Source organism: Ruegeria sp. CDSA021 (assembly GCF_059612325.1).
In genome coordinates this window covers 1-23,517 of record NZ_JBXWQJ010000022.1, presented here as the reverse complement: position 1 = coordinate 23,517, position 23,517 = coordinate 1, and the positions used below count along the sequence as shown (strand labels likewise).

Annotated in this window: 24 protein-coding genes, 1 tRNA gene and 1 pseudogene; 12 read left to right on the top strand and 14 right to left on the bottom strand. The window is 57.0% G+C overall.

What is annotated here, in order from left to right; translation table 11 throughout:
- Nucleotides 1-107 precede the first annotated feature (107 nt).
- The 5 genes from AC2FLD_RS20465 to glmM all read left to right on the top strand — a co-directional run bounded on the left by AC2FLD_RS20465 (nt 108) and on the right by glmM (nt 5,623).
- Nucleotides 108-782, top strand: coding sequence for a cell wall hydrolase (locus AC2FLD_RS20465; protein WP_496673442.1), 675 nt, complete (start codon nt 108-110; stop codon nt 780-782).
- Nucleotides 783-855: 73 nt separating this feature from the next.
- A complete protein-coding gene (locus AC2FLD_RS20460) occupies nt 856-2,229 on the top strand; it encodes a multicopper oxidase family protein (protein ID WP_496673439.1) in 1,374 nt (457 codons plus the stop codon).
- Between the two features lie 101 nt (nt 2,230-2,330).
- The gene (locus AC2FLD_RS20455) at nt 2,331-3,251 is read left to right on the top strand and encodes a dihydroneopterin aldolase (protein WP_050602611.1); all 921 of its coding nucleotides are present in this window, start codon (nt 2,331-2,333) and stop codon (nt 3,249-3,251) included.
- Entirely contained in the window at nt 3,248-4,246 is a 999-nt protein-coding gene (gene folP / locus AC2FLD_RS20450) for a dihydropteroate synthase (protein WP_496673436.1), read from the top strand. Before AC2FLD_RS20455 ends, folP begins: the two co-directional genes overlap by 4 nt.
- 33 nt (nt 4,247-4,279) lie before the next feature.
- Nucleotides 4,280-5,623, top strand: coding sequence for a phosphoglucosamine mutase (gene glmM / locus AC2FLD_RS20445; RefSeq protein WP_496673433.1), 1,344 nt, complete (start codon nt 4,280-4,282; stop codon nt 5,621-5,623).
- Here glmM and AC2FLD_RS20440 read toward each other — a convergent pair.
- Nucleotides 5,620-6,522 carry a DMT family transporter gene (locus AC2FLD_RS20440; RefSeq protein ID WP_496673430.1) on the bottom strand — a complete coding sequence of 301 codons (903 nt, stop codon included), beginning with the start codon at nt 6,520-6,522 and terminating at the stop codon, nt 5,620-5,622. The genes glmM and AC2FLD_RS20440 overlap by 4 nt on opposite strands.
- 134 nt (nt 6,523-6,656) lie before the next feature.
- A complete protein-coding gene (gene ilvC, locus AC2FLD_RS20435; RefSeq protein WP_050602607.1) occupies nt 6,657-7,679 on the bottom strand; it encodes a ketol-acid reductoisomerase in 1,023 nt (340 codons plus the stop codon).
- 131 nt (nt 7,680-7,810) lie between these two features.
- Between ilvC and AC2FLD_RS20430 the strand changes: the two genes are divergently transcribed.
- Together AC2FLD_RS20430 and AC2FLD_RS20425 are read left to right on the top strand one after the other, a co-directional pair.
- Entirely contained in the window at nt 7,811-8,266 is a 456-nt protein-coding gene (locus AC2FLD_RS20430) for an Lrp/AsnC family transcriptional regulator (RefSeq protein WP_050602606.1), read from the top strand.
- The gene (locus tag AC2FLD_RS20425) at nt 8,263-8,721 is read left to right on the top strand and encodes an Lrp/AsnC family transcriptional regulator (protein WP_496673427.1); all 459 of its coding nucleotides are present in this window, start codon (nt 8,263-8,265) and stop codon (nt 8,719-8,721) included. Before AC2FLD_RS20430 ends, AC2FLD_RS20425 begins: the two co-directional genes overlap by 4 nt.
- Before the next feature lie 7 nt (nt 8,722-8,728).
- Here AC2FLD_RS20425 and hutC read toward each other — a convergent pair whose 3' ends face one another.
- Nucleotides 8,729-9,430 carry a histidine utilization transcriptional repressor HutC gene (gene hutC / locus AC2FLD_RS20420; RefSeq protein WP_496673424.1) on the bottom strand — a complete coding sequence of 234 codons (702 nt, stop codon included), beginning with the start codon at nt 9,428-9,430 and terminating at the stop codon, nt 8,729-8,731.
- Nucleotides 9,431-9,650: 220 nt separating this feature from the next.
- On the opposite strand from hutC, the gene AC2FLD_RS20415 reads away from it, so the two are divergent.
- Entirely contained in the window at nt 9,651-10,778 is a 1,128-nt protein-coding gene (locus AC2FLD_RS20415) for an aminotransferase class V-fold PLP-dependent enzyme (RefSeq protein WP_496673421.1), read from the top strand.
- Nucleotides 10,779-10,790: 12 nt separating this feature from the next.
- Here AC2FLD_RS20415 and AC2FLD_RS20410 read toward each other — a convergent pair whose 3' ends face one another.
- The 3 genes from AC2FLD_RS20410 to AC2FLD_RS20400 all read right to left on the bottom strand — a co-directional run bounded on the left by AC2FLD_RS20410 (nt 10,791) and on the right by AC2FLD_RS20400 (nt 13,041).
- A complete protein-coding gene (locus tag AC2FLD_RS20410) occupies nt 10,791-11,987 on the bottom strand; it encodes a UbiH/UbiF family hydroxylase (protein ID WP_496673418.1) in 1,197 nt (398 codons plus the stop codon).
- Between the two features lie 74 nt (nt 11,988-12,061).
- The gene (locus tag AC2FLD_RS20405) at nt 12,062-12,310 is read right to left on the bottom strand and encodes a hypothetical protein (protein WP_496673416.1); all 249 of its coding nucleotides are present in this window, start codon (nt 12,308-12,310) and stop codon (nt 12,062-12,064) included.
- Nucleotides 12,311-12,396: 86 nt separating this feature from the next.
- Nucleotides 12,397-13,041, bottom strand: coding sequence for a pyrimidine 5'-nucleotidase (locus tag AC2FLD_RS20400; RefSeq protein WP_496673413.1), 645 nt, complete (start codon nt 13,039-13,041; stop codon nt 12,397-12,399).
- Nucleotides 13,042-13,141: 100 nt separating this feature from the next.
- Here AC2FLD_RS20400 and AC2FLD_RS20395 point away from each other — a divergent pair, with 100 nt between their 5' ends.
- Nucleotides 13,142-13,789 (top strand): GntR family transcriptional regulator, encoded by a 648-nt coding sequence (locus tag AC2FLD_RS20395; RefSeq protein WP_050602600.1) that lies wholly within the window; start codon nt 13,142-13,144, stop codon nt 13,787-13,789.
- 3 nt (nt 13,790-13,792) lie between these two features.
- On the opposite strand, the gene AC2FLD_RS20390 is transcribed toward AC2FLD_RS20395, so the two are convergent.
- Nucleotides 13,793-15,670, bottom strand: a complete 1,878-nt coding sequence (locus AC2FLD_RS20390; RefSeq protein ID WP_496673410.1) for a glycosyltransferase — start codon at nt 15,668-15,670, stop codon at nt 13,793-13,795.
- 82 nt (nt 15,671-15,752) lie between these two features.
- Complete coding sequence (gene carA / locus AC2FLD_RS20385) at nt 15,753-16,919, bottom strand: glutamine-hydrolyzing carbamoyl-phosphate synthase small subunit (protein WP_496673407.1); 1,167 nt, start codon at nt 16,917-16,919, stop codon at nt 15,753-15,755.
- Nucleotides 16,920-17,102: 183 nt separating this feature from the next.
- Between carA and AC2FLD_RS20380 the strand changes: the two genes are divergently transcribed.
- Nucleotides 17,103-17,588, top strand: coding sequence for a GatB/YqeY domain-containing protein (locus tag AC2FLD_RS20380; RefSeq protein WP_496673404.1), 486 nt, complete (start codon nt 17,103-17,105; stop codon nt 17,586-17,588).
- 21 nt (nt 17,589-17,609) lie between these two features.
- Here the strand turns inward: AC2FLD_RS20380 and AC2FLD_RS20375 are convergent, their stop codons facing one another.
- The 3 genes from AC2FLD_RS20375 to ctaD form a co-directional block, all read right to left on the bottom strand.
- A complete protein-coding gene (locus AC2FLD_RS20375; RefSeq protein ID WP_496673401.1) occupies nt 17,610-18,101 on the bottom strand; it encodes a DUF2244 domain-containing protein in 492 nt (163 codons plus the stop codon).
- A 44-nt stretch (nt 18,102-18,145) separates the two neighbouring features.
- Nucleotides 18,146-18,745: a 2-hydroxychromene-2-carboxylate isomerase gene (locus AC2FLD_RS20370; RefSeq protein WP_496673398.1), complete on the bottom strand. Its 600-nt coding sequence runs from the start codon at nt 18,743-18,745 to the stop codon at nt 18,146-18,148.
- A gap of 122 nt (nt 18,746-18,867) precedes the next feature.
- Nucleotides 18,868-20,526 (bottom strand): cytochrome c oxidase subunit I, encoded by a 1,659-nt coding sequence (gene ctaD / locus AC2FLD_RS20365; RefSeq protein WP_050602595.1) that lies wholly within the window; start codon nt 20,524-20,526, stop codon nt 18,868-18,870.
- 303 nt (nt 20,527-20,829) lie between these two features.
- Between ctaD and AC2FLD_RS20360 the strand changes: the two genes are divergently transcribed.
- Nucleotides 20,830-21,246 (top strand): HIT family protein, encoded by a 417-nt coding sequence (locus tag AC2FLD_RS20360; RefSeq protein ID WP_496673396.1) that lies wholly within the window; start codon nt 20,830-20,832, stop codon nt 21,244-21,246.
- 391 nt (nt 21,247-21,637) lie between these two features.
- Here the strand turns inward: AC2FLD_RS20360 and lipB are convergent, their stop codons facing one another.
- Nucleotides 21,638-22,294, bottom strand: coding sequence for a lipoyl(octanoyl) transferase LipB (gene lipB / locus AC2FLD_RS20355; RefSeq protein ID WP_496673393.1), 657 nt, complete (start codon nt 22,292-22,294; stop codon nt 21,638-21,640).
- Nucleotides 22,295-22,333: 39 nt separating this feature from the next.
- On the bottom strand, nt 22,334-22,993 hold the full coding sequence (locus tag AC2FLD_RS20350; protein ID WP_496673390.1) for a DsbA family oxidoreductase: 660 nt from the start codon (nt 22,991-22,993) through the stop codon (nt 22,334-22,336).
- A 141-nt stretch (nt 22,994-23,134) separates the two neighbouring features.
- Between AC2FLD_RS20350 and AC2FLD_RS20345 the strand changes: the two genes are divergently transcribed.
- A tRNA-Leu gene (locus tag AC2FLD_RS20345) sits at nt 23,135-23,221 on the top strand.
- Between the two features lie 210 nt (nt 23,222-23,431).
- Here AC2FLD_RS20345 and AC2FLD_RS20340 read toward each other — a convergent pair.
- Nucleotides 23,432-23,517: pseudogene (locus tag AC2FLD_RS20340) on the bottom strand (IS5/IS1182 family transposase); the annotation flags it as partial.

Here is a 23,517-nt window from a genome sequence, read left to right as displayed (position 1 = left end):
GCGAAGTAATTCTTCGCGACGGGCGATTTTCCACTTGCTTTTTTCAAAAGGCTGGACCTTTGCGTCTGGTTGCGTTAGATGCCTCGTCGCGCCCGCCGGGGGAGGGTATGGCGCGTGAAGTGCCTGTGCGAGGTTATCTGATGCTACGTTATATTTTGGCTGCTGCCACATTGGCGGCAACCATGCTGCCAAGTGCGTCCTTGGCCGAGAGGGAAGCAACCGAAACTGCCAAGAATGAGCTTGTGGCCCGGAATGAATTGCCGGGGCAGAGCTTCCGTGACTACTTTAAGCTGTTCCAGCCACGCAAATCCGCGGAGCCGGTCGTAGTCACCTATTCCAAAGACTGGCTTGACCAACAGCCAAAAGCAACCGGTGACGAAAACTGGAAGTGCCTTTCCGAGGCGCTGTATTTTGAGGCGCGTGGTGAAAGCGTGCGTGGACAGTTCGCTGTGGCCGAAGTCATCTTGAACCGGGTCAAAAGCGGTCGTTTCCCAGACTCACTGTGCGGTGTAATCCGTCAAGGCACCGGCAAAAAATACCAGTGCCAGTTCACATACACATGCGATGGCCGCAAGGAAGTCATCCATGAGAAGAAAGCCTATGAGCGCGTGTCGAAAGTGGCCCGTGCTGCTATGGACGGTGCGGCGAAAGAGCTGACCGAAGGGGCGACCCATTATCACACCACCGCAGTGCGCCCATCCTGGTCGCGAGTTTACAAGCAGACTGCGCGGATTGGTGTGCACATCTTCTATCGCCACAACTATCGGACAGCGAGCAACTGATTGACGCACCCGCGCTGGAAGCTTGATGGCGCGAAACAAGTTGCAGTCTATATTACGGGCCAGGAGGCCCGTAATGCTTTTCACCCGAAGACACGTTCTGAAAACTGCTGCCGCAGCTTCGTTACTGCCGCTTGCGGCCCGGGCCGCGTATCCGTTGCTCGAAGCGCGCGAGACCAAGCAACTTGTTGCGCCCGATGGGTTTCCTGAAACGACGGTTTGGAGTTTCAATGGCTCTGTCCCTGGAGCGACCATAAGGGTCGGGCAAGGTGCGCGTGTTCAGCGCAGGCTTGTGAATCAAGTTCCTCAGCCGACCTCGGTCCATTGGCACGGAATCCGAATAGACAATGCCATGGATGGCGTGCCCGGACTCACACAAGACGCAGTCAAAACGGGGAGTTCGTTTGATTACGACTTCGTTGCTCGTGATGCAGGCACGTATTGGTATCATGCGCATAACAGGTCAATGGAGCAGGTTGCGCGCGGCCTTTACGGGCCGCTGATCGTCGAAGAGGCCCGAGCGCCAGATATCGATCAGGACCTGATTTTGATGTTGGATGATTGGCGGCTCGATCCAGAAACCGCAGAGATTACAGACGATTTCGACAATGGCCATGACCTGAGCCACGCTGGCCGGCTTGGAAACCTCGTCACTGTTAACGGATCGTTTGATCCTGCGTTTTCTGTGCAAAGACATGATCGCCTTCGACTGCGATTGATCAATGCCTCCAACGCGCGGATTTATGATCTGAAACTCGACGGCCTGTCGGGATGGATCGTTGCCTTGGATGGGATGCCGCTGGAAACTCCGTTGGAGTTGTCTGGGTCGTTTCCACTGGCACCTGCGCAGCGCGCGGACCTGATTGTCGACGTCATCACCGAAGGCGACACGGCAAGCCTGGTTAGTATCGAAAGAGACGGCGCATTTGGTCTGACGCGTTTCGACGTCGCAGGCAATGCCGCCAAGGTGCAAAGGAAGGGTGTGTCTGCATTGCCACCTAATCCTCTGCCAGAAATCAAGAATCTTGAAAGCACGCCTTTGCATAAGATGGTTCTGCAGGGCGGCGCGATGCGTTGGCTGGAAAGCGCTCGGATAGGAGAAACCGAATTGTCGGGCCGCGAGTTGGCACAGTTGGGTCGGTTCTGGGCGCTGAACGGTTATGCCGAACGCCCCGATGATCCGTTCCTTAAAGCTGAAATCGGCAGTCTGCACAGGGTAGAGTTCGTGAATGAAACAGCCTTTCCACATGCAATGCATTTGCATGGCCATCATTTCCGACTGATTTTGGACGATGGGTCCCTAGGCCCCTGGCGCGACACTGTTCTGGTAGGGCGGGGCCAGACCCGCCAGATTGCGTTGATCGCGGACAATCCGGGCGACTGGCTGTTGCATTGCCATATGCTGGGACACGCCGCATCTGGGATGATGAGCTGGTTTCGGGTCGCCTAACGCCGCAATCGGCGGTTGGAATGGCGCTTGTATGAGTGTTATAGGCCCCGGCAAAGCCTATAGTAGGCAATCTACGCAACGAGCCCAAAAAGGCCTGTCCCATGAGTTCTGAAATCCGCCTGGCATTCGCACACCCGTCCGAAAGATCCGAGGCAACCTCACCCCGAGGTCCGCTGGATCGCATTTCGCTGCGCGATCACATTGTCGAAGTCGAGATCGGTGCCTTCCAGGCCGAGCGGGGAACGACCCAACGTATTTGCTTTAACATCGTGGTCGAAGTGCGTCCTCTGACCGCTGATATTGACGACGACGTGGACCGTATCTTGTCCTATGATCGCGTCACCGAAGCGATTGCCTTTGAGCTGGCGGCGGAACGTCTGAATCTGCTTGAGACGCTGGCCGACCGTGTCGCCGAGCGTATCTTACTTGAGCACCAAGCCGTAAGGGTCTTTGTTCGCATCGAAAAACTGGACCGTGGCCCTGGTGCGTTAGGTGTTGAAATTGTACGTGGAAAGGACTCGATTCATCATGAAATGGTCGAGGAAGAACGTCCACATCCGCGCCTGGTTTACCTGTCGAACGAAGCGATTGCCTCGGACAATCTGACGGGGTGGATCGACCAGTTGGAAAACCGTCAACGCCCGTTGATCCTGTGTGTTGGGGCGGCGGACCTCGCCGCCCCGCAGACCGGCCACGCGATGACGCAGAGACGGATTGATCTACTGACCATTGAACAGAACGCTTGGGTTCTGGCGGCACGGGATCACCGTTGTGTCGTGGTCTCGACCCGGACGGAACTGGATTGGGCCATGAAGAACGGCCAAATCTGCGTCTGGGCCCCGTCCAAGATCGTGTTGGATGCGGTGGACGGTCCGTCTGCCGCACCATCGAATGCTGTGGCCCTCGCTGCTTGGTTCGCGGCGACCTTTGAAGCCAGCGAAATGATGGTGATCGGCGGCGCATTGCCGAAAGAGCCCAAAACGCCGCTGCGCGCAGTGGCCGTGGATCAAGCCCAGCTGTGAGCGTTTATTTCAAGCCACTGGTTCAACATGGCTCGACCCGGCCTTCCGGTGCCCAGCCGCTGGCGGGTCAACCGCTTTGGTTCACCCATGTTGAAGCTCTGCGGCGTGGGGCTGAACCCGTGATCGTAGCGGCTTCGGACGTTCCGTCAGACCATCTGAGCCGTTTGACCCAAGCGCGGGCTGACATCGCAGGTCTGGATATGCAGGTACCGCATATCATGGGTATTCTGAATGCCACGCCGGACAGTTTCTCGGATGGCGGCGTCCATAGCTCGGCTGAGACTGCCCGCGCGGCGGCAGTTGATATGGTGGTGCAGGGGGCCGACATTCTGGATATCGGTGGCGAATCGACCCGTCCGGGTGCGGATTTTGTACCTGCAGACAAAGAAATCGCCCGCACGCGACCGGTGATCGAGGCGATCCGGGCGGAAACGGACGCTCTGATCTCGATCGACACGCGCAAGGCCAGCGTCGCCCGCGCCGCGTATGAGGCCGGAGCGGGGCTTGTGAACGATGTCTCGGGTTTTACCTATGACCCTGATCTGGCACCGTTCTGCGCGGCGCTGGGCGCACCTGTTTGTGTCATGCACATGCAGGGCGATCCCGCCACGATGCAGGACAATCCGCATTACGACAATGTCTTGCTGGATGTGTATGACTTTCTGGACAACCAGATTGCACTGCTAGAGAGGTCGGGCCTCAGTCGGGATCTGATCATCGTTGATCCGGGAATCGGGTTCGGCAAGACCGAGGATCACAATCTGACCTTGCTGCGCAATCTCAGCCTGTTCCACGGTTTGGGCTGCCCGATCCTGCTGGGCGCGTCGCGCAAAGGATTCATCGGTTCCATCGGGCAAGAGCCTCGCAAGACAGCGCGTGCGCCGGGATCAATTGCTGTTGCTCTGGCAGGATTGTCTCAGGGCGTGCAAATCATCCGTGTTCATGACGTGGCCGAGACCTCTCAGGCCTTGCGCCTATGGGCTGCTGTCCGGTAATCCGGTCTCACGACAAATCACGGAGTGACACGTATGCGCAAGCTGTTCGGAACCGACGGGGTGCGGGGCACCGCCAACACGCATCCGATGACGGCAGAAATGGCCTTGCGCATCGGCGCTGCGGTCGGGCGTTACTTTCGCCGTGACACGACAGGTGTACACCGGGTTGTCATTGGCAAGGATACACGTCTGTCCGGTTACATGCTCGAAAATGCGCTGACGGCCGGTCTGACCTCGACGGGTATGAACGTATTGCTGCTAGGCCCCGTGCCGACACCGGCGGTTGGTCTTATGACGCGGTCTATGCGCGCTGATCTTGGGGTCATGATCTCGGCCAGCCACAACCCGGCGGAAGACAACGGGATCAAATTTTTCGGGCCGGATGGCTACAAACTGTCTGATCAGGCCGAGATCGAGATCGAAAAACTGATCGACGAAGGCGTCCGGCCCGCTCAAGCCCAAAATATCGGTCGGGCGCGTCGTGTCGATGATGCACGGTTTCGCTATGGTGAACGTGTGAAATCATCGTTGCCCCGTGACGTGAGTTTGGATGGTCTGAAAGTGGTCATCGATTGCGCAAACGGCGCGGCCCACCGCACTGCACCCGAGGTTTTGTGGGAACTGGGCGCTGATGTCATTCCGGTTGGCGTTGCGCCCAACGGCAAGAACATCAACCTCAATTGCGGATCGACAAATCCGCAACTGGCCGCAGAAACGGTTGTGGCCCATGGGGCAGATGTCGGCATTTGTCTGGATGGTGATGCAGACCGGGTTGTTGTGGTCGACGAAACCGGTCAGGTGGCCGATGGCGATCAGCTTATGGCTCTGCTGGCGACGGCATGGAAAAAATCGGATCAGCTGAAAGGCGACGCTCTGGTGGCGACGGTGATGTCCAATCTGGGCCTCGAACGTCACCTGACACGGCAGGGATTGCGTCTGGAGCGCACCTCGGTCGGGGACCGCTATGTGGTCGAACGGATGCGCGAAGGCGGGTTCAACCTTGGCGGCGAACAATCCGGCCATATCGTGATGAGCGATTATGCCACCACCGGTGACGGATTGATGGCGGGCCTGCACTTTCTGGCGGAAATGGTTCTTTCGGGGCGCAAGGCGTCGGATCTGTCGAAACAGTTCGAAACGGTGCCTCAGCTTCTCAAGAACGTGCGTTATACCAGTGGGCAAACCCCGTTGGAGGTTCAGAGCGTTCAGGCTGCCATCGCGGATGCCGAAGCGCGGCTGAACGGGCAGGGCCGGTTGCTGATCCGCAAATCCGGGACCGAGCCGTTGATCCGGGTGATGGCTGAATGTGAAGACGATGGGCTGCTGACCCAGGTTGTCGACAGTATCGTGGCCGAGGTCGAAGCTGCAGCGGGCTAGTGCCCGAACAGAACCTTGCGCAGGCTGAACCACTGGCTGATGGCCATGCCGGTCAGGATCAGGGTCAGTGCGATGTAAAAGCGTAGGGGCAGGGCCTCGGACAGGATCCAAGCGCCAAACACCATCGACCAGATCGGCACTTGGTAGTTCACCAGTGTCAAGAAAACCGAACCGGCGCTGCGGGTGATCGAAACACGCAAGAGGGTGGCGAAAGCGGTTGGAAGCAATCCCAACACAATCAGAGCGATCGTCGGGCGTGGCCCTTGCCATGTTGGCAGACCTTCGGTGACCAGCATTATGGGCAGCAAAAGAACGGCCCCCACAACCAGTGTCAGGGCGGCCAACACCAATGGGTCAACCGGTGGGCAGCGTCGCGTCAGCACAGATGAGCTTGCGTAACATAGGGCTGCTGTGATGCAGGCCAGTTGCGCGATGGGTTCTGTCCCTTGGCCCAATTGTGCAAGGCCCGGGCCGATCAATACCAGAGCGCCCGAAAACCCCAGGCAAACTCCTAGAAAACGGCGCAGGTTCAGGGGCTCGTCCGAGAAGAAATGGGCAAGCGGCAAAACCATCAGCGGGATCGCCGCCATAGACAGCCCCGCGAAGGCCGAGGGCACAAATTGCTGACCCCAACTCAGCAGCATGAAAGGCACGGCGGTAGACAACACGCCGATGAGGACAATCGAAATACTGAGCGCAGGCGCCAGAACCGGCAGCTTGCGACCGGTTGCCCACATCATCAGAAGCAAGGTCACAGCGCCCAGCGTCGTCCGTGAGGTCGCAACCGTAATCGGGCCGTAGCCTTCAAGTGCCATGGCGACGACCATGAAGGTCGCGCCCCAGATCAAGCCCAGCGTGAAGACGCCGCTCCAATCCTGTTTCGTTGGCTGATGCACCATTGGTTTTCCTGTCGGGGCCACGGGAATGCGCGAAAAAGATAAATCTGACCGAGTGTTTATGTTCCGCACTGCTTTATTGTGCAAACGAAAAAGGGCGGCCACTGAGGCCGCCCTTATGCTGACAGAGGTCAGACTTAGTTCTTTTCTTTGTCGACCATTTTGCCTGCCGAAATCCACGGCATCATGCCTCGCAGTTTGGCGCCGGTTTCTTCGATCATGTGCTCGTCATTGGCACGGCGCGACGCTTTGATGGTCGGCTGGCCTACGGCGTTTTCCAGCATGAAGTCGCGAACGAACTTACCCTGCTGGATATCGTCCAGTACCGCTTTCATGCGTGCTTTGGTTTCGTCGTATTTCAGGATACGCGGGCCGGTGACGTACTGGCCGTATTCTGCGGTGTTCGAGATCGAGTAATCCATGTTGGCGATGCCGCCTTCGTAGATCAGGTCAACGATCAGCTTCACTTCGTGAAGACACTCGAAATAGGCCATTTCCGGCGCGTAGCCGGCCTCGACCAGTGTCTCAAAACCACAGCGGATCAGTTCGACCAGACCGCCACACAGGACAGCCTGTTCGCCGAACAGGTCGGTTTCGCACTCTTCACGGAAGTTGGTTTCGATGATACCCGAGCGGCCGCCACCGATGGCCGAGCAGTAGGACAAGCCAATTTCCAGCGCTTTGCCGGTTGCGTCGCTGTCCACGGCCACGAGGCAGGGTACGCCGCCGCCTTTAGTGTATTCGCCGCGCACGGTGTGGCCGGGGCCTTTGGGGGCCATCATGATAACGTCGACGCCTTCTTTCGGCTCAATCAGGCCGAAATGGACGTTCAGGCCGTGGGCAAACGCAATTGCTGAGCCCGGCTTGATGTTGTCATGGACGTATTTTTTGTAGGTCTCGGCCTGCAATTCGTCGGGCATGGTGAACATGATCAGGTCACACCATGCGGCGGCTTCCGCGATGCCCATGACTTCCAGGCCCTCGGCTTCGGCTTTCTTGGCCGATGCGGACCCTTCGCGCAGCGCGACGACCAGGTTTTTGGCGCCCGAGTCGCGCAGGTTCAGCGCATGAGCGTGACCTTGCGAGCCATAGCCCAGGATAGCCACTTTTTTGTCTTTGATCAGGTTGATGTCGCAATCGCGATCGTAATAGACGCGCATTTCGCCGGTCCTTTCTGGTTAGATTGCGGTGGTTTTACCCGCTCAATTGCGTAATGGCGATAGGGTTGGGCTTGAGTATTCGTCAAAAAGATGAAGAATAATTCGCCAAGGCCAACAAATGTGAAAAATTAATGCTTGATGACATTGACCGCCGCATCCTGCGCCATTTCCAGGCTGCCCCAAGCCTGACCACTGCGGAACTGGCCGATCTGTGCCGGATCAGCGCTGGGGTCTGTTGGCGGCGGATCGAAAAGATGCAGGCGGCCGGGATCATCGAAGGACAAGAGGCCGTGATTGACTGGACCGCCATGGGTTATGCGGTCGAAGTCTCGCTTCGGATCACGCTGGACAAGACACAGGCGCGCGCCTTTGACGAGTTTACCGAGGCCGCACGAGGCGTGGCTGAGGTGGTCGAGATCCAGACCTTTCTGGGTCGGGTGGACGTGCGGCTGTCGGTCATTGCTAAGGATATGAACCATTACCAGCAGCTGTATCGCGACCGTATTCTGACCTTGCCCCATATCGCCGATATCGAAGCGCTGATGCACATCGCGCGGGTCAAACGGGATGAGGTGTTGCCGGTATGATTGAGTTGGACGAAATTGACCGCCGTCTGCTACGTGCCCTTCAGCAGGACGCAACCCAAAGTGCAGGTGCCCTGGGACGCAGGTTTGGATTGTCCCAACCTGCCACTTGGCGGCGGATTCGGCGGCTGGAAGGGGCAGGGATCATCACGGGACGGCGGCTGCGTTTGAACGCAGAGGCGCTTGGGTTTGGCGTGACGGTTTTTTTGGGGGTAAAACTCGGACGCAAGGGTCAGATCAGTCTAGAGGATTTTGAGCGCGCCGTAAGCGCCATTCCCGAGGTGCAGACTGTGGAGCATGTTCTGGGATTGTATGACTATCGCCTGCGTGTCGTGGCGCGGGACTTGTCCGATTTCGAACGCGTGTTGCGACGACGGATCATGACTTTGCCCGGTGCAGGCGATGTCGAGGCAAACGTTTTGCTGAGCGAAGAACGTTTGCCTGGACCTTTGGGTTGAAGAAAACTCAGTATTTGGTGCGGATACAGAACCCGGGATGGTGCGTCATGCGGGCGAATGTCAGCGGTTTGTCTTCTTTCCACGTGGTACGTTCCATCTGAATCATCGATGTGCCCGTCGTGGTGCCCATGTATTCAGCCAGTTTACCGTCCGCGGAAATGGCGCAAAACGCGATCTCGGCCTTGGTGAAAGGGGCTGCGTTTAGTAGCCATTCATGTGGCCCATGTTGGCTGAGGTCCGCGTTTTCCACATCCGGAACCGCGTCGATATTGATCCAGCGTTCTTCCAGCTGAAATGGTCTGTTGTCTGCGTAGTGCATACAAGTGACATGCAATACGCGCCCATCAGGGGGCAAATCCAGCTGTGACGACAACCAGCCGGGGCTTTCCGCCACGTTCCGTTCGACCAGCGCGTAGCGATAGTTTGCGTTCTGGCTTTCGACCACTTGCCGGGCCAGCGAAAATTCTAGCTTGGCATGTTTGCTCGGCTCTTTCTTGACACGTGTGCCGCTCTTGCGTTTGCGTTCGACAAAGCCTTGTTCCGCCAACTCCCTCAGGGCCCGGTTGACCGTGGCACGTGCGCAATCGAATTCTTCTGCCAGCTGCGTTTCGGTTGGCAAAAGCGATCCTTGTGGCCAGACACGACTTTCAATACGTCGTTTAACTTCGTCTCGAACGGACTGGAAGCTGATCCGCTTTTGTATAGTCACGGGTAGAATTATCCCTTCAAGTATAAAGTGTATGCATCTGTTCAGAAGCAAGCAGAAGTGTAAAGGGGAAGGTGACACTGGTTGGCGTCATTTTACGTAATATGGCATATTTTTCACAGAGATAGCCTAATTTCCCTCACGTCAGTTTTTGCGACGTTAGCACTTTACGCGCAAAGCTAATGAGACCAAACTTCTGAGGATGTTATTGAGAGGAAATGTAATGCCAGCCTTGTTGGAAGCCGTGGACCCGAACGGGCTTGAAGAATTTTCGGTCGTCTTCACCGATCGTTCGCTGAATCACATGTCGCAGAAGTTTCAGCAAGTGATGCGCGACATCTCGGACATGTTAAAGAACGTGTACAAGGCTGACGGCGTCGCGGTCATTCCCGGGGGCGGAACCTATGCCATGGAAGCGGTGGCCCGGCAGTTTGCGCGTGGAGCAGATGTGCTAGTGGTTCGAAACGGGTGGTTCTCGTATCGCTGGAGCCAGATTGTCGAAAGCGGTGCTCTGACAAATTCGGTGACCGTCATGAAGGCGCGGGAGACAGGCAATGCCAGCCCATCACCTTTTGTGCCTGCTCCGATTGAAGAGGTTGTCGCCGCGATTCGTGAGCAGAAACCGGGAGTCGTTTTTGCGCCTCATGTCGAAACCGCGGCGGGTGTTATTCTGCCGGATGATTATGTTACTGCACTGGCAGAAGCCGCGCATGAGGTCGGTGCGCTGATGGTGCTTGATTGCATCGCATCCGGCTGCGCTTGGGTGGATATGAAGGCAACGGGCGTCGATGTCTTGATTTCTGCCCCGCAGAAGGGGTGGAGCGCGTCACCATGTGCTGGTCTGGTGATGCTGTCCGAACGGGGCGAGGCCCGGTTACAAGAGACTGAGTCAGACAGCTTTGCGGTTGATCTGAAAAAGTGGCGTCAGATCATGCAGGCTTATGAAAATGGCGGTCATGCCTATCACGCAACCATGCCGACCGACGCGTTGCTGGCCTTCCGCGATACCATGACAGAGACGCGGGACTACGGGTTTGAAAAACTGCGTACAGCGCAATGGGCGTTGGGTGACGGTGTGCGGGCAATGCTGAAGGACAAAGGTATCGTTTCAGTCGCAGCGGATGGTTTCGGAGCACCTGGCGTTGTCGTCAGCTATACCTCGGATCCCGAAATCCAGAACGGCAAGAAATTTGCGGCGCTGGGGATGCAGATTGCTGCCGGTGTGCCCCTTCAATGTGATGAGCCCGACGGGTTCTGCACCTTCCGTTTGGGTCTGTTCGGGCTCGACAAGCTTTATAATGTGGATGGCACTATTGCGCGCCTGAAACGTGTATTGGACCAGGTTCTGTAAACTGACCGGGCCTTAGCGGACGCCGAGGCCCATCTGCATCAGCGTTTTACGAACAGGCGGAAGGGAATAAAGCGCGCTCAACCCCATGGCCCGCACGTCGCGCAACGGACGCGCCTCGATCATCGAGGCGCGGTTCAACAGGTCGATGCCCTTGACCCGCATCTCAACCTCGGTGTGGCGGGCTTTGTGATAGGCGTCCAGCATCTGGGCGTCACCCAGACCATTGGGGCGGGTCTGCGCCAAATCCAGCAGACAGCGCAAATCGCCCAAAGACATGTTCAGCCCCTGAGCGCCAATCGGCGGCACGACATGTGCGGCTTCAGCCATCAAAGCAATTCGTTCACCGGCCAGCCGCTCGGCAGACTGGCTGATGATAGGCCAGATCGTCCGGCGCGACGCCAGTTTCAAGGGGCCGAACAATCCGCAGGACCGCTCGGTCATTGCGGCTTCAAAGGCTTCAGGCTCGAGGTTCAGAAGGTCGATGGCCTTCGGGCCACGCTCCATCCAGACAATGGCTGACGAAGGCTGCCCTTGCCAATCCGGCAACGGGACCAGCGTAAAGGGCCCGCCCGATCTGTGAATCTCGGTCGAGACGTTTTCATGCGGAATGGGGTGGGTGACCGCAAATGCCAGCGCTTTCTGACCATACCGCGTTGTGTGAACCGATATGCCGGCGGCCTCGCGCATGGGGGACGAGCGGCCATCGGCGGCCAGCACCAGTTTACACCGGACGCGGTTGCCGTCACTTAGCCCCACACGCGCTTCGGCGGTTCGGGTGAACAGGCTGGTCGTCCCGGTGCCGGGGCGGAAATCGACATTGGGTAGCTCGGCCAATCGCGCCACCATTTCCCGGCGCAACAGCCAGTTGGGCAGGTTCCAGCCAAATGGTTGATCGGAAATGTCGGCGGCATTGAAATCGCGCACAACGCGCGGTTCGGGCACGTCGCCACCGGCGTCAACGATGCGCATGATTTGCAATGGTGCAGCGTGGGCGCCCAGACGCGTCCAAAGCCCGCATTGCTCCAACAGACCACGGGCGGGCTGTAGAAAAGCGGTGGTGCGCAGGTCTGATCCATCCACATCCCGCTCGGTAATCGGAGGGGTCGGATCGACGCAGATCACGTCAAACCCGGCTGTTCCGAACACCGCTGCTGCGGTCAGACCGGCAATTCCGCCGCCGGAAATCAGGATGTCACAGCTGTCAGTCATGGCGCCTCTCATCGATTTGGGCAGAACCTAGTTCGGTTCCACCCCAAGCGCCAAGTGACATCCTGTCCCGTTTCTCAGCCCCTTGAAATCAGGATGAGGATCAGAAACATCACCGGCACCATCATCAGGGCAGGGATGTAGAGTCCCGGAAGACCAAACAACATGATGGAACAGCCCCACATGCTGAAAACCGCACCGATGGTATAAAACAGGTCTTCTGCCTTGGCGTTGGCCGCGTCTCGGGCCAGCCAGCCGAAAACCGGAATTGCAAAGAAAAGGCGGTGCCATATCGGCAGGCGCATCGGCATTTCGATCGCGCTCATTGGGGTCTCCATCTGTTCGTCGCTGCAGCGCATATAGGGATGCGGATGCAGGTGCAGAATGAGCGCGATCGTCGCAGTGTGACAGGCTATCGCAGGCGGGCCAGAAACGCCGTCAGATCGTCCGTGTGATGATGGATGTGATCCGCATCATGAGGGTCAGGTGCTACGTGCACGGTGCGCATTCCCATCTCGTGCGGAGCCTCCAGATTGCGCGGGTCATCCTCGAACATGGCGGCTTTTTCAGCCTGAATCCCATCCTGTTCAAAAATGGCCTCAAAGGCTGCTTTTTCGGGTTTTGGCCGATAGCCTGCATGTTCCACGCCATAGATTGCATCGAACAATCCCGAAAGGCCGCGCGCTTCCAGTACCCGTTCGGCGTAAGGGGCGCTGCCGTTGGTGTAGACAATACGCCGCCCCGGCAGGGCGCGTATGTGATCAGCCAGATCTGCATCCGGGTCCATATGGCTCATGTCCACCTGATGGACTGCGTACAGATACGGGTCCGGGTCCAGATCATGTTCGGCCATCAAACCGGCAAGCGTGGTGCCGTATTCGCACCAGTAATGCGTCCGCAAACGGTCCGCTTCTGCCTGATCCACACCAATGGCCCGCATGACATAATCGGTCATGAGCACCTCGATCTGATCGAACAGACGCATGTGCGGCGGGTACAGGGTGTTGTCCAGATCGAACACCCATTGGGTGACATGAGAAAAAGCCGGTTTGACCATAAGCAGGGTGTAGGGTGCGGGCGCGGTGTTTTCAATGCTCTACTTGATCGTGACCCCTTCGGACGGATAGACAGGTCAGAACGAGGAGACAATGAACCCCATGAGCCAGACCCGATCCCCAACCAAGGATGCTTATAACCTGATACTCGAAGCCATCGACGTGGGTATCTACAAGCCCGGTGATCGCCTGGTGGAAAGCGAACTGGCTGAACGCTTCGGGGTGTCGCGCACGCCAATCCGCGAAGCGTTGCAGCGGCTTGAGACACAGTCACTGCTGGAACGGGACGGGCGGTCGCTGATCGTGGCGTCTTTGGATCACAATCAGATGGCCGAGCTATATATCGTGCGTCGGGAACTGGAGGGGTTGGCCGCGAGCCTTGCGGCCAAACATGCGACTGAAGAAGAGGTCAAGGTTCTGCAAGAAATGGTCGTCGAAGATGACAAGCTGATTGATGATCCGTCGGCCCTGTCGCGCGCAAACCGGCGCTTTCACGAGCAGATCCATCTGGCGTCTCATAATCGTTACCTGGTGCAGCAACTTGGTCTTGTGCACCGGACAATGGCCCTGATGGCGACCACCTCGCTGGCCGTGCATGGGCGTAGTGAAATTGCCCAAAGTGAGCATAAGGGCATTGTCGAAGCCATTGCCGCAAAGGACGAAGAAGCCGCGGCACGAGCGTTGAAGGACCATATCTCGATCGCGTTCATGACCCGCCTGAAACAGGATGCAAGCCTGCGTGACAAATAAGTGTCAGGTCAGCGGCTGATCTTCGCTGGCCTGCCCATGTTGGGTTTTGTCCCAGAAGAATGGATTCGCAGCCAGCTCCCACAGGGCTTTATAGGCCGCAACCACGCCAAGCGGGTAGTACAGGGCCATTGTTGGAACCCAGGGCAACAAAAAACGCCGCTCGCGACCAGAGACTGCAAAACATCCAACGCAGAAATTTAGCGCCTCGGTCGTCAAAAACAAAAGCACCAGCGCCGTGGTGAGTTGCTGCGGCAATAGGGGCGCCAGCGGATTTGCCAGCCCCAATGTTGATAGCCAGAATATCCAAAGAACAGGGGCCAGCAGGAACTGCCCAAGCGTGCCCAGAAAGAATGCCTGAAACCCTAAAAACTGCGCAACACCCAGATCGCGCAGCAGTTTTTGCGGAGACCGCATGTGCACAAGATACGTCACCATGAAACCCTTGAGCCAGCGCGAGCGCTGTTTCACCCAGGGCCAGGCGCGAAAGTTCGCCTCTTCATAAGTCGTGGTGTCCACCAGTTCTGTCCGGTATCCGGCCCGGCACAGCCGCACGCCAAGATCAGCATCTTCGGTCACATTATGGGCATCCCAGCCACCCAACTCCAACAGCTTGTCTCGACGGAAGAAAAACGTTGTCCCACCCAGCGGGACGACAAGCCCCAAGCGTGCAATGCCTGGAAGGATGATGCGAAACCAGCTGTTATATTCGATGGTGAAGCAGCATGAGCGCCAGTTTGTGCGCGGATTATAATAATCCAGGCGGCCTTGAAGACACACCACTTCGGGCGGAGCCTGGGTGAAATGTGCGACCACCCGTTCGATCTGATCTGGCTGCGGTGCGTCTTCGGCGTCCCAGACGCCAACATAGTCGCCGCGGCAAAAATCCAACGCATAATTCATGGCGCGCGGCTTGGTGGTCAGCCCGTGCAATTCGGGCACCTCTACAATCCGCATCCAACCGGGCAGATCAACTTGCGCCAGAGTTGTACGCGTAACCTCGTCTTTTTCTTCCAGCACCAAGATGACGTCCAACAGTGCTTTGGGGTAGGTCAGGCGTTTCAGCCGTCGAACAAGCGCATCCGCAATCTCGCGCTCTTTGTATAGGGGAACCATGATAGAGACGCAGGGCTGCCGCAAAGGGATTGCCGCGTCAGAAACTTCACGCTTCTTTTGGAACCTATGGCGCAGATAGGCCAAAGTCCCGGCGACGCGCAGAACGGTGAACAGAATCAAGGTTCCCACGGCCGCGGTGAGCAGAGTCGCCAACCCAAACCACGGGAAAGTGGCGAACAAGGCAATAATTCCAAACGCTGATACACAGGGTACGATGCGCGACCCGATCGTCCAGTTTCGGCAACTCTGTTCACCATCGACCCGTGTTTCAGCAGCCTCGGCCAAAGGGCGCGAAAACTGCCGGGCAATGGTGCGATCGATCTGATCAGAGGCGGCCAGCACTGGAATGATCGTATAGTCGCAGTCCTGCATTTCGGTCGTGACAACTGAAAACCGATCCGGCCGCGCTGTGGCAACCAACAGAAGTGGACCAATTCGCATCCACGGAATGACGTTGTGTTCCAGCCAGAAGTCAACTGGTTTGAGATCGCATACCCCCGGCATGGGCGGGATTTGTTCCAGGTCCGCAATCTGCCAACCGGATTGGGTGGACAGGGCGTTTAGGACATCGCGCCGAGTGGCAAATCCTTCCCCCACCAGAATTTCGCCCAAAGGCGCGTTCTGTCGGGATTGCAGTCGCAAGGCGTGGTCCAGTTGCGACTGTGTCAGAGTTCCGGCTTCTACCAGACAGTTGCCCAGCGGTTTTCTTACTCCTGGGGCAGGGATAGGAGAAGCGGTGGTAAAATCTTGAAGGTTAAGCTCAACCATAAAAAGAACCCTGGCACAGTTACCTGCGCTCAGGGTTGTTTGATCAAGGTTAACGCGCCGTTAACACTGCGCAGTTTGAGCGTTATGCGCTCTGTTTTTTCTTTTCCATGGCATCGGTGAAACGCTCGAACAGATAGAAACTGTCCTGAGGTCCGGGGGATGCTTCCGGGTGGTATTGCACCGAATAGACAGGCCGATCGGTCATGCGGATTCCGCAGTTCGAACCGTCAAACAAAGACAGATGGGTTTCCACAACGCCTTCTGGCAGAGACTGACCATCAACCGCAAAACCATGGTTCATCGATGTGATCTCGACCTTGCCGGTGTCCAGATCCTTGACCGGGTGGTTTGCACCGTGGTGACCGTGGTTCATCTTGACTGTCTGACCGCCCAGTGCCAACGCCAGCATTTGGTGGCCAAGGCAGATGCCGAAAACAGGCAGATCGGTGGTGTCCAGAATCTCTTTGATCATCGGTACGGCGTATTCTCCGGTTGCTGCCGGATCGCCAGGGCCGTTCGACAGGAACACACCGTCGGGCTGGTGGGCCAGAACTTCGGCGGCGGTGGCTGTTGCGGGCAGAACAGTTACATCACATCCAGCTGACGCAAGGCAGCGCAGGATATTGCGTTTCGCACCGTAATCGACGGCAACGACCTTGTGCGCCGGGGCTTCCTGTCGCTTATACCCCTCGGGCCAGGCCCAACGCATTTCGTCCCAGCGATAGCTTTGAGCACAGGTCACACCCTTGGCCAGATCCATGCCTTCCAGCCCGGCAAATCCACGGGCTGCTGCAACCAGTGCTTCGATGTCGAAATTGCCTTCGGGGTCATGGGCCAGCGCGACATGCGGTGCGCCTTGCTGGCGGATGGCACGTGTCAGGCGACGGGTGTCGACGCCGCCGATCGCGATACGTCCGCGTCGGGCCAGCCAGCCTTTGAGCTCTTCGGCCGAACGCCAGTTCGAAGGCTCGGTTGGGTCCCATTTGACAACCATACCCGCAGCAACCGGATCGTTGGTTTCATCATCTTCGGGGTTCACGCCGACATTGCCGATATGAGGAAAGGTGAACGTCACGATCTGACCTGCGTAGGACGGATCTGTCATGATCTCTTGGTAGCCGGTCATGGCGGTGTTAAAGCACAGCTCGGCCACTGTCTGTCCAGTGGCTCCAAAGCCTATGCCGTAAAACAGTGTACCATCGGCCAAGGCCAGACATGCGGTGGGCTTGGACGGGGCGTTCTGGGCCATGGCGCGACTCTCCTGCAAGGTAAACCGGCGCATACCTAAGGGGGTTAGGCGCTTGGGTCAAGCCTGTTCAATTTTTCGGCTATTGTTGTTTTTCAAAGACTTAACTGTATTCGCTTCCTGTTGTATCAGGCTTTTTGTTTAGATATGTTCGGGGTTCCGTTGTCATGGGGATGGACAAACCAAATGGACATGCGATCACGGGTGAACACCGCCCTGAAGCAAGCAATGAAAGACAAAGCAGCCGAGCGTCTGTCGACGTTGCGGTTGATCAACGCGGCCATCAAGGACCGTGATATCGCCGCGCGCGCCTCGGACAATGAAGAGGCCAAAGGCTGCGGCGATGCTGAGGTGCTTGAAATCCTTGGTAAAATGACCAAGCAACGAAAAGAAAGTGCCCGCGCCTATGAAGAAGGCGGTCGTTTGGATCTGGCCGAACGCGAGATGCAGGAAGTTGCCGTTATCGAGGAGTTTCTGCCCAAGCAGCTGGATGAAGATGAAGTTTCGAAGGCGATTCAGACTGCGATCACCGCAACCGGGGCCGGGTCCATTCGTGACATGGGCAAAGTCATGGGCGAGTTGAAATCCCGTTATACCGGGCAGATGGATTTCGGCAAGGTTGGGCCGATGGTCAAGGATCATCTTTGTGCCGCGTCGAACGGCGACTGCTGAAGCATACGCTGAAACGAATGGCTACTGCGCGGCCGGATGGCGCAGTCTTTTGACCAGTTCGTCATAGAGCGATATCCGCTCATCTTCCGATAAAAACGATCCGATCTCTACCTCACGCCCATCACCGACGAGGGTGACGTAGTGAGGCACAGGGCCGCCTTTCTCGTGCATTTCAGGTCGCGCCCAATATCTGTTGCAGGACCATTTCTGTTGGTCCTTGCCCGGTGTGTGATGCACCAGATGGGCCTGGGTGTCAGACAGTGTCAAAACCTCGAAAACGCTTCGAGCGCGGTAGTTCGTCTGGATGGCCAGCCAAAGGCCAAACACTGTGATCAGGAGAAATGGCAAAAGCCCCCACAGAACAACTGACCCCAGCATGGTCAGCAACGGGATCAGGCCAAATAGGAACACCGAAAGTATGGTGATCATCGCTCCGCGCGGTGGCAATGAGTTATGCGGCCAAAGACGCAGTTCATGTTCCGTTTCGGATGTCTGATTCCATGTGTATGGCATATCGCGAAAATAGCGCAGGACCGTCTTGTGTCGATGGGTTTTGCTTAGACGACATGCCCGACACGAGCCCAGGATAGGGCGTCGTCCAATCGGTCATCTCCCCAGAACACTTCTTGCCGGACAACAAAGCTCGGTGCGCCGAATACGCCCAGTTTAATGGCTGTTTCCGTCTCCGATTCCAGCGTTGCCGAGACTTCAGCGCTGCGGGCCCGTCCCAACGCCAACCGGGGGTCTTGCTGGCACCGAAGCAGAGCCTCGGACAGGGCGCTTTCACTTCCGGCTTCGACACCTTCCTCGAACCAGATGCGGTACAGGGCTTGGGTGAATGATTTACCCCATCCATCTGCCATGCCCAGCACAGCGACCTGATTGGCCAGAGCCAGATCGGAAATCGGGTAAGGTGCGGGCAGGTTGGCATGGATGTGGTACTTGGCGCTGCGGCGTTCGATATCGCGCCACATATAAGCTGCTTTCACCGGCTTTCCCGCGAAGGGAAAGTTCTGTTGCGACGACATGACCGTGCGCACATTGAAAGGACGCCAGTTCACAGTCGTGTCGTGTTCGGCGCACCACTCGTCCAGACGCATCACGGTAAGGAAGCTGTAGGTGCTGCCGATAGAATACCAAAAATCGATCTCAGGCATAGACGACCCTCCGGCTACCTTGCTTGCATATGATACCCGATATTGTAGCGATTGGCGAACGTAAGGCCCCTGCAAAGAAAAACCCCGCCACTTGGGCGGGGTTTCTTTGGATCAGGACGCGATCAGTGCGCGTGGCCTTTGTCCCAGTCTTCCTGCTTGGGCAGCTGCTCGAACGTGTGTTCCGGCGGCGGCGAGGGCAGGGTCCATTCCAGCGTGTCCGCGTATTCGTTCCAAGGGTTTGGACGTGTCTCTTTAGCGCCACGCAGCAAAGCGTAGATTACGATGCCGAAGAACAGCAGGAACGAGGCGAAGGAGATGAACGCACCAATCGACGATACGAAGTTCCACTGCGCGAAAGCTTCGGGGTAGTCGATGTAGCGGCGCGGCATGCCCTGACGGCCCAGGAAGTGCTGCGGGAAGAAGGTCAGGTTGGCGCCAATGAAGAACAGCCAGAAGTGAACCTTGCCCCAGAACTCTGAATACTGACGACCTGTCATCTTCGAGAAATAGAAGTAGACACCTGCGAAGATCGCGAAGACGGCACCAAGCGACATCACATAGTGGAAGTGCGCAACCACGTAATAGGTGTCGTGATAGGCACGGTCGACACCAGCCTGCGACAGAACCACACCAGTCACACCGCCAACGGTGAACAGGAACAGGAAGCCGAAGGCAAACAGCATCGGAGTTTTGAACTCGATCGAGCCGCCCCACATGGTTGCGATCCATGAGAAGACCTTAACGCCTGTCGGAACCGCGATGACCATTGTGGCCAGCATGAAATACGCCTGCTGACGCAACGACAGGCCAACGGTGTACATGTGGTGCGCCCACACGACAAAGCCCAGAACACCAATCGCGATGATCGCCCAGACCATCGGCAGGTAGCCGAAGATCGGCTTGCGCGAGAAAGTGGCGATCACGTGGCTGATGATGCCGAAACCGGGCAGGATCACGATATACACTTCCGGGTGGCCAAAGAACCACAGGATGTGCTGATACAGGATCGGATCGCCGCCACCGGCCGGATCAAAGAAGGTGAAGCCAAAGTTCCGGTCCATCAGCAACATGGTGATCGCGCCTGCCAGAACCGGCAGTGACAGCAGAATCAGCCATGCAGTGACGAAGATCGACCAGCTGAACAGCGGTACCTTGAACAGGGTCATGCCCGGGGCACGCATGTTCAGGAAGGTGGTGATCATATTGATCGCGCCGAGGATTGAGGAGGCGCCCGATACGTGCACGGCGAAGATCGCAAGGTCCATGGACATGCCGCCCTCGGTCGTCGACAGCGGTGGATACAGAACCCAGCCAACGCCCGAACCGAGCTGGTCGTTACCACCGGGGCTGAGCAGCGAGGCCACGCCCAGCGAGGTGCCGGCGACGTACAGCCAGAAGGACAGGTTGTTCATCCGCGGGAACGCCATATCCGGCGCGCCAATCTGCAACGGCATGAAATAGTTGCCAAATCCGCCGAAAAGCGCCGGGATGACCACGAAGAACATCATCAGAACACCGTGATAGGTGATCATAACGTTCCACAGATGTCCGTTGGGGGTACATGGATCGGCCATGAAACCTTCGAGGCACATGTACTGGACACCGGGGTGCATCAGTTCGAGCCGCATATAGACGGTCATCAGAACCGAGATCAGACCGGCAAGGGCCGAGACGATCAGGTACAGAATCCCGATGTCCTTGTGGTTGGTCGACATGAACCAGCGCTGGAAAAAGCTGCGCTCGTCTTCATGATCGTGACCATGAATGGCTGCGTCTGCCATTAGGTGCCTCCTGTTGCAACTACACCGCGCTGTCGGACCTCTCCAACGCGCGGGATTCCTGCTGGTTTTAGATTGCGAGGGGGCGACCTTCAATGGCCGAGTTTGATCTGGATCAAGATTAATTGTCGCGGGCAGGGGGCCGCCGCGCGATTTTTGTGCCTCGAACGGGGTTTATCTGGGGATGTCCGCTCTGTTTTCAAGCCGTAGGAGACAACCTGAAACGGCCTTCGGCAGAGTTCCGCCTTGACCGTCATGTGCAGGCGTCTCAGAACTACGCCAGCACCCGCAATCCGGAGACTTGATATGGCTAATTACGATCCCGAAAACATCTTTGCCAAGATCCTGCGCAACGAGATCCCCTCGACTCGTGTGTTTGAGGATGATGAGACGTTGGCCTTCATGGATATCATGCCGCGAACGGACGGTCATTTGCTTGTGATTCCCAAAACGCCATGCCGCAATGTCCTGGATGCCACGCCGGAACAACTGGCAACCGTGATGAAGACGGTCCAGAAAATGGCGCAGGCCGCGAAATCGGCATTTGATGCGGACGGTGTGACGATCCAACAGTTCAACGAAGCCGCGGGCGGGCAGGAGGTGTTCCACCTGCATTTTCACGTCCTGCCTCGTCACGAAGGCGTGTCTATGCGGCCGCCGGGAAACATGGGTGATTTCGACCAGATCGCGCAGCATGCCGAAAAGATCAAAGCCGCTTTGTGAAGCTGGGTTTCAATTGCCCACCTGCGACGGGTATTCGGCCTTCACCCCATCAATGGGCGCAGTGTCCATGCACGTATCAGGTAGAGGAAAATGAATTGCCGTTCCGATTTGGGGTCGGAACGGCAGACTCGTAACCAAACACTTCTCGGATTTCGAGGGCGAGCCCTGGATCACCGGTTAACATACCACTCACTCTTGATTGGCAGTTTCATACTACTCGTTAACGACACCTTTGTATCTAATTGGGTTAAAAAATGTCTAAAGAAACCGATAAACCCGGTATAAGCACGGTTAATTGCTTCAGGCTTCGGAAACAGAGCCAATCGCATGAGCGCATTGTTTTAAGGCTTGCACGCTAACACCGATTCGTTTCGCGGCGATACAGGGTGTTTCAGGCGTCCGCCGAACCGAAGACATCCACAAATGTCTTCTCTAACGCGGCATCAAGGTCTGCCATGGTAACTGGAAGTCCCAAATCGACCAAAGAGGTTACGCCGAATTCGCTGATTCCACAGGGCACGATGCCAGAAAAGTGGTCCAGATCCGGTTCAACGTTGATCGAGATGCCGTGAAAGCTGACCCATTTGCGCAGGCGCAGGCCGATGGCTGCAATCTTGTCTTCGGCCGGTTTGCCCGTCACCGTTAGCGGCTTGTCGTCCCGCCGGACCCAAACACCCACGCGCCCGTCGCGAATCTCGCCATGTACATTGAATTCCGCGAGGGCTGAGATCACCCAGGTTTCCAGCTGCTTTACAAACTGACGCACATCGCGTCCGCGCTTGTTGAGATCAAGCATCACATAGGCCACGCGCTGACCCGGCCCGTGATAGGTGTATTCGCCACCGCGTTTGCTTTCATAGACCGGAAACCGATCCGGGTCGGTCAGACCCTCGATCTTGGCTGACGTGCCTGCGGTATACAGGGGCGGATGTTCCAGCAGCCAGACGCATTCCTCGGCGTCGCCACGTGCGATATCGGCAACACGAGCCTCCATAAAGGCTACGGCGTCGTCATAGCTGGTCAGACCATCAGTGATTTTCCATTCCATGTCGGCCTCATATCCGCCCACAGTCGTCAGGGAAAGGGGTCAGGCGGCCTCGGACAGGCATCGTTGCAAAACCTGCGCATAGGTTTCGCTCCCCTGTGCTCCGGTCAGCAGGTATTTCCCGCCAAACACCATGGACGGAACACCGGAAATGCCTTGGCTGGTCCAGAATTGCTGCTTCTCGCGCACTGCGGCTTTGTGTTCCCCGCTTTCAAGCGCTTGTTGCGCGGCTTCCACATCCAGTCCAGCCGATCGAGCCGCGTTCAGCAAGACCTCAGTGTCAGATACATCCTTATGCTGGGTGAAATAGGCGTCGAACAGCGCCAGTTTCAGCGGGTGCTGACGGCTTTGTCCTTCCGCCCAATCCAGCAGCTGATGTGCTGCAAACGTATTCACCATCCTGCTGTCATCGTCGAAGTTGAAGGTAAACCCCAACTCAGCACCCATCGAGGTCAGCCGATCCCGCGTCTGCTGGCTCTGCTCTGCCGTTGAGCCATATTTTTCCATGATGTGCTCGCGCAGGTTTTGACCTTCTGGCGGCATATTCGGGTTCAATTCGAACGGATGCCAGCGTAACCGGGCCAGAACACCCATTTGCTGCAAGGCCGTGTCCAGTTGCTTGAAACCAACAATGCACCAGGGGCAAACCACGTCAGAGACGATGTCGATCTGAACAATAGGGCGGTTCTCGGTTGAAGTCATTTGCGGCTCCTGTCAGATCGGATGTGTGGTGATCACTCAGCTAGATAGGTCTGCTGCAGAGTAATTTAAACCAGAGCGTTTTTGCCTCTTCACATCGCGCGCGCCACCGTCTATACGCCGCTCTACCAAGTCACAGGCAGTGCGGTCGTGGCGGAATTGGTAGACGCGCAGCGTTGAGGTCGCTGTGGGGTAACACCCGTGGAAGTTCGAGTCTTCTCGACCGCACCAGAGCCTTGTGCAAGGTATCCCCCTGATATATAAGAAATTCCTGAAAAATAAGGCTTTCTGGCAGGGTCCGATATTGGATTTTGTGCACAGACTTTGCACAAACGGGGTTTTGCCAATGGAGAAAAATCAGGATGATGTGCTCAAAATAGAGGGCGCTAAGCTCGTCGGCAGCACTTGGCATTACTATAAACGAGTGCCTAAGGTCAGGACTCATAGCCGGTAAATGACGAGAGCGGCCAGCGCGATTGCTGATAGGAAGACCTTCGTGCATCTGTCATATCGGGTTGCGACACGCC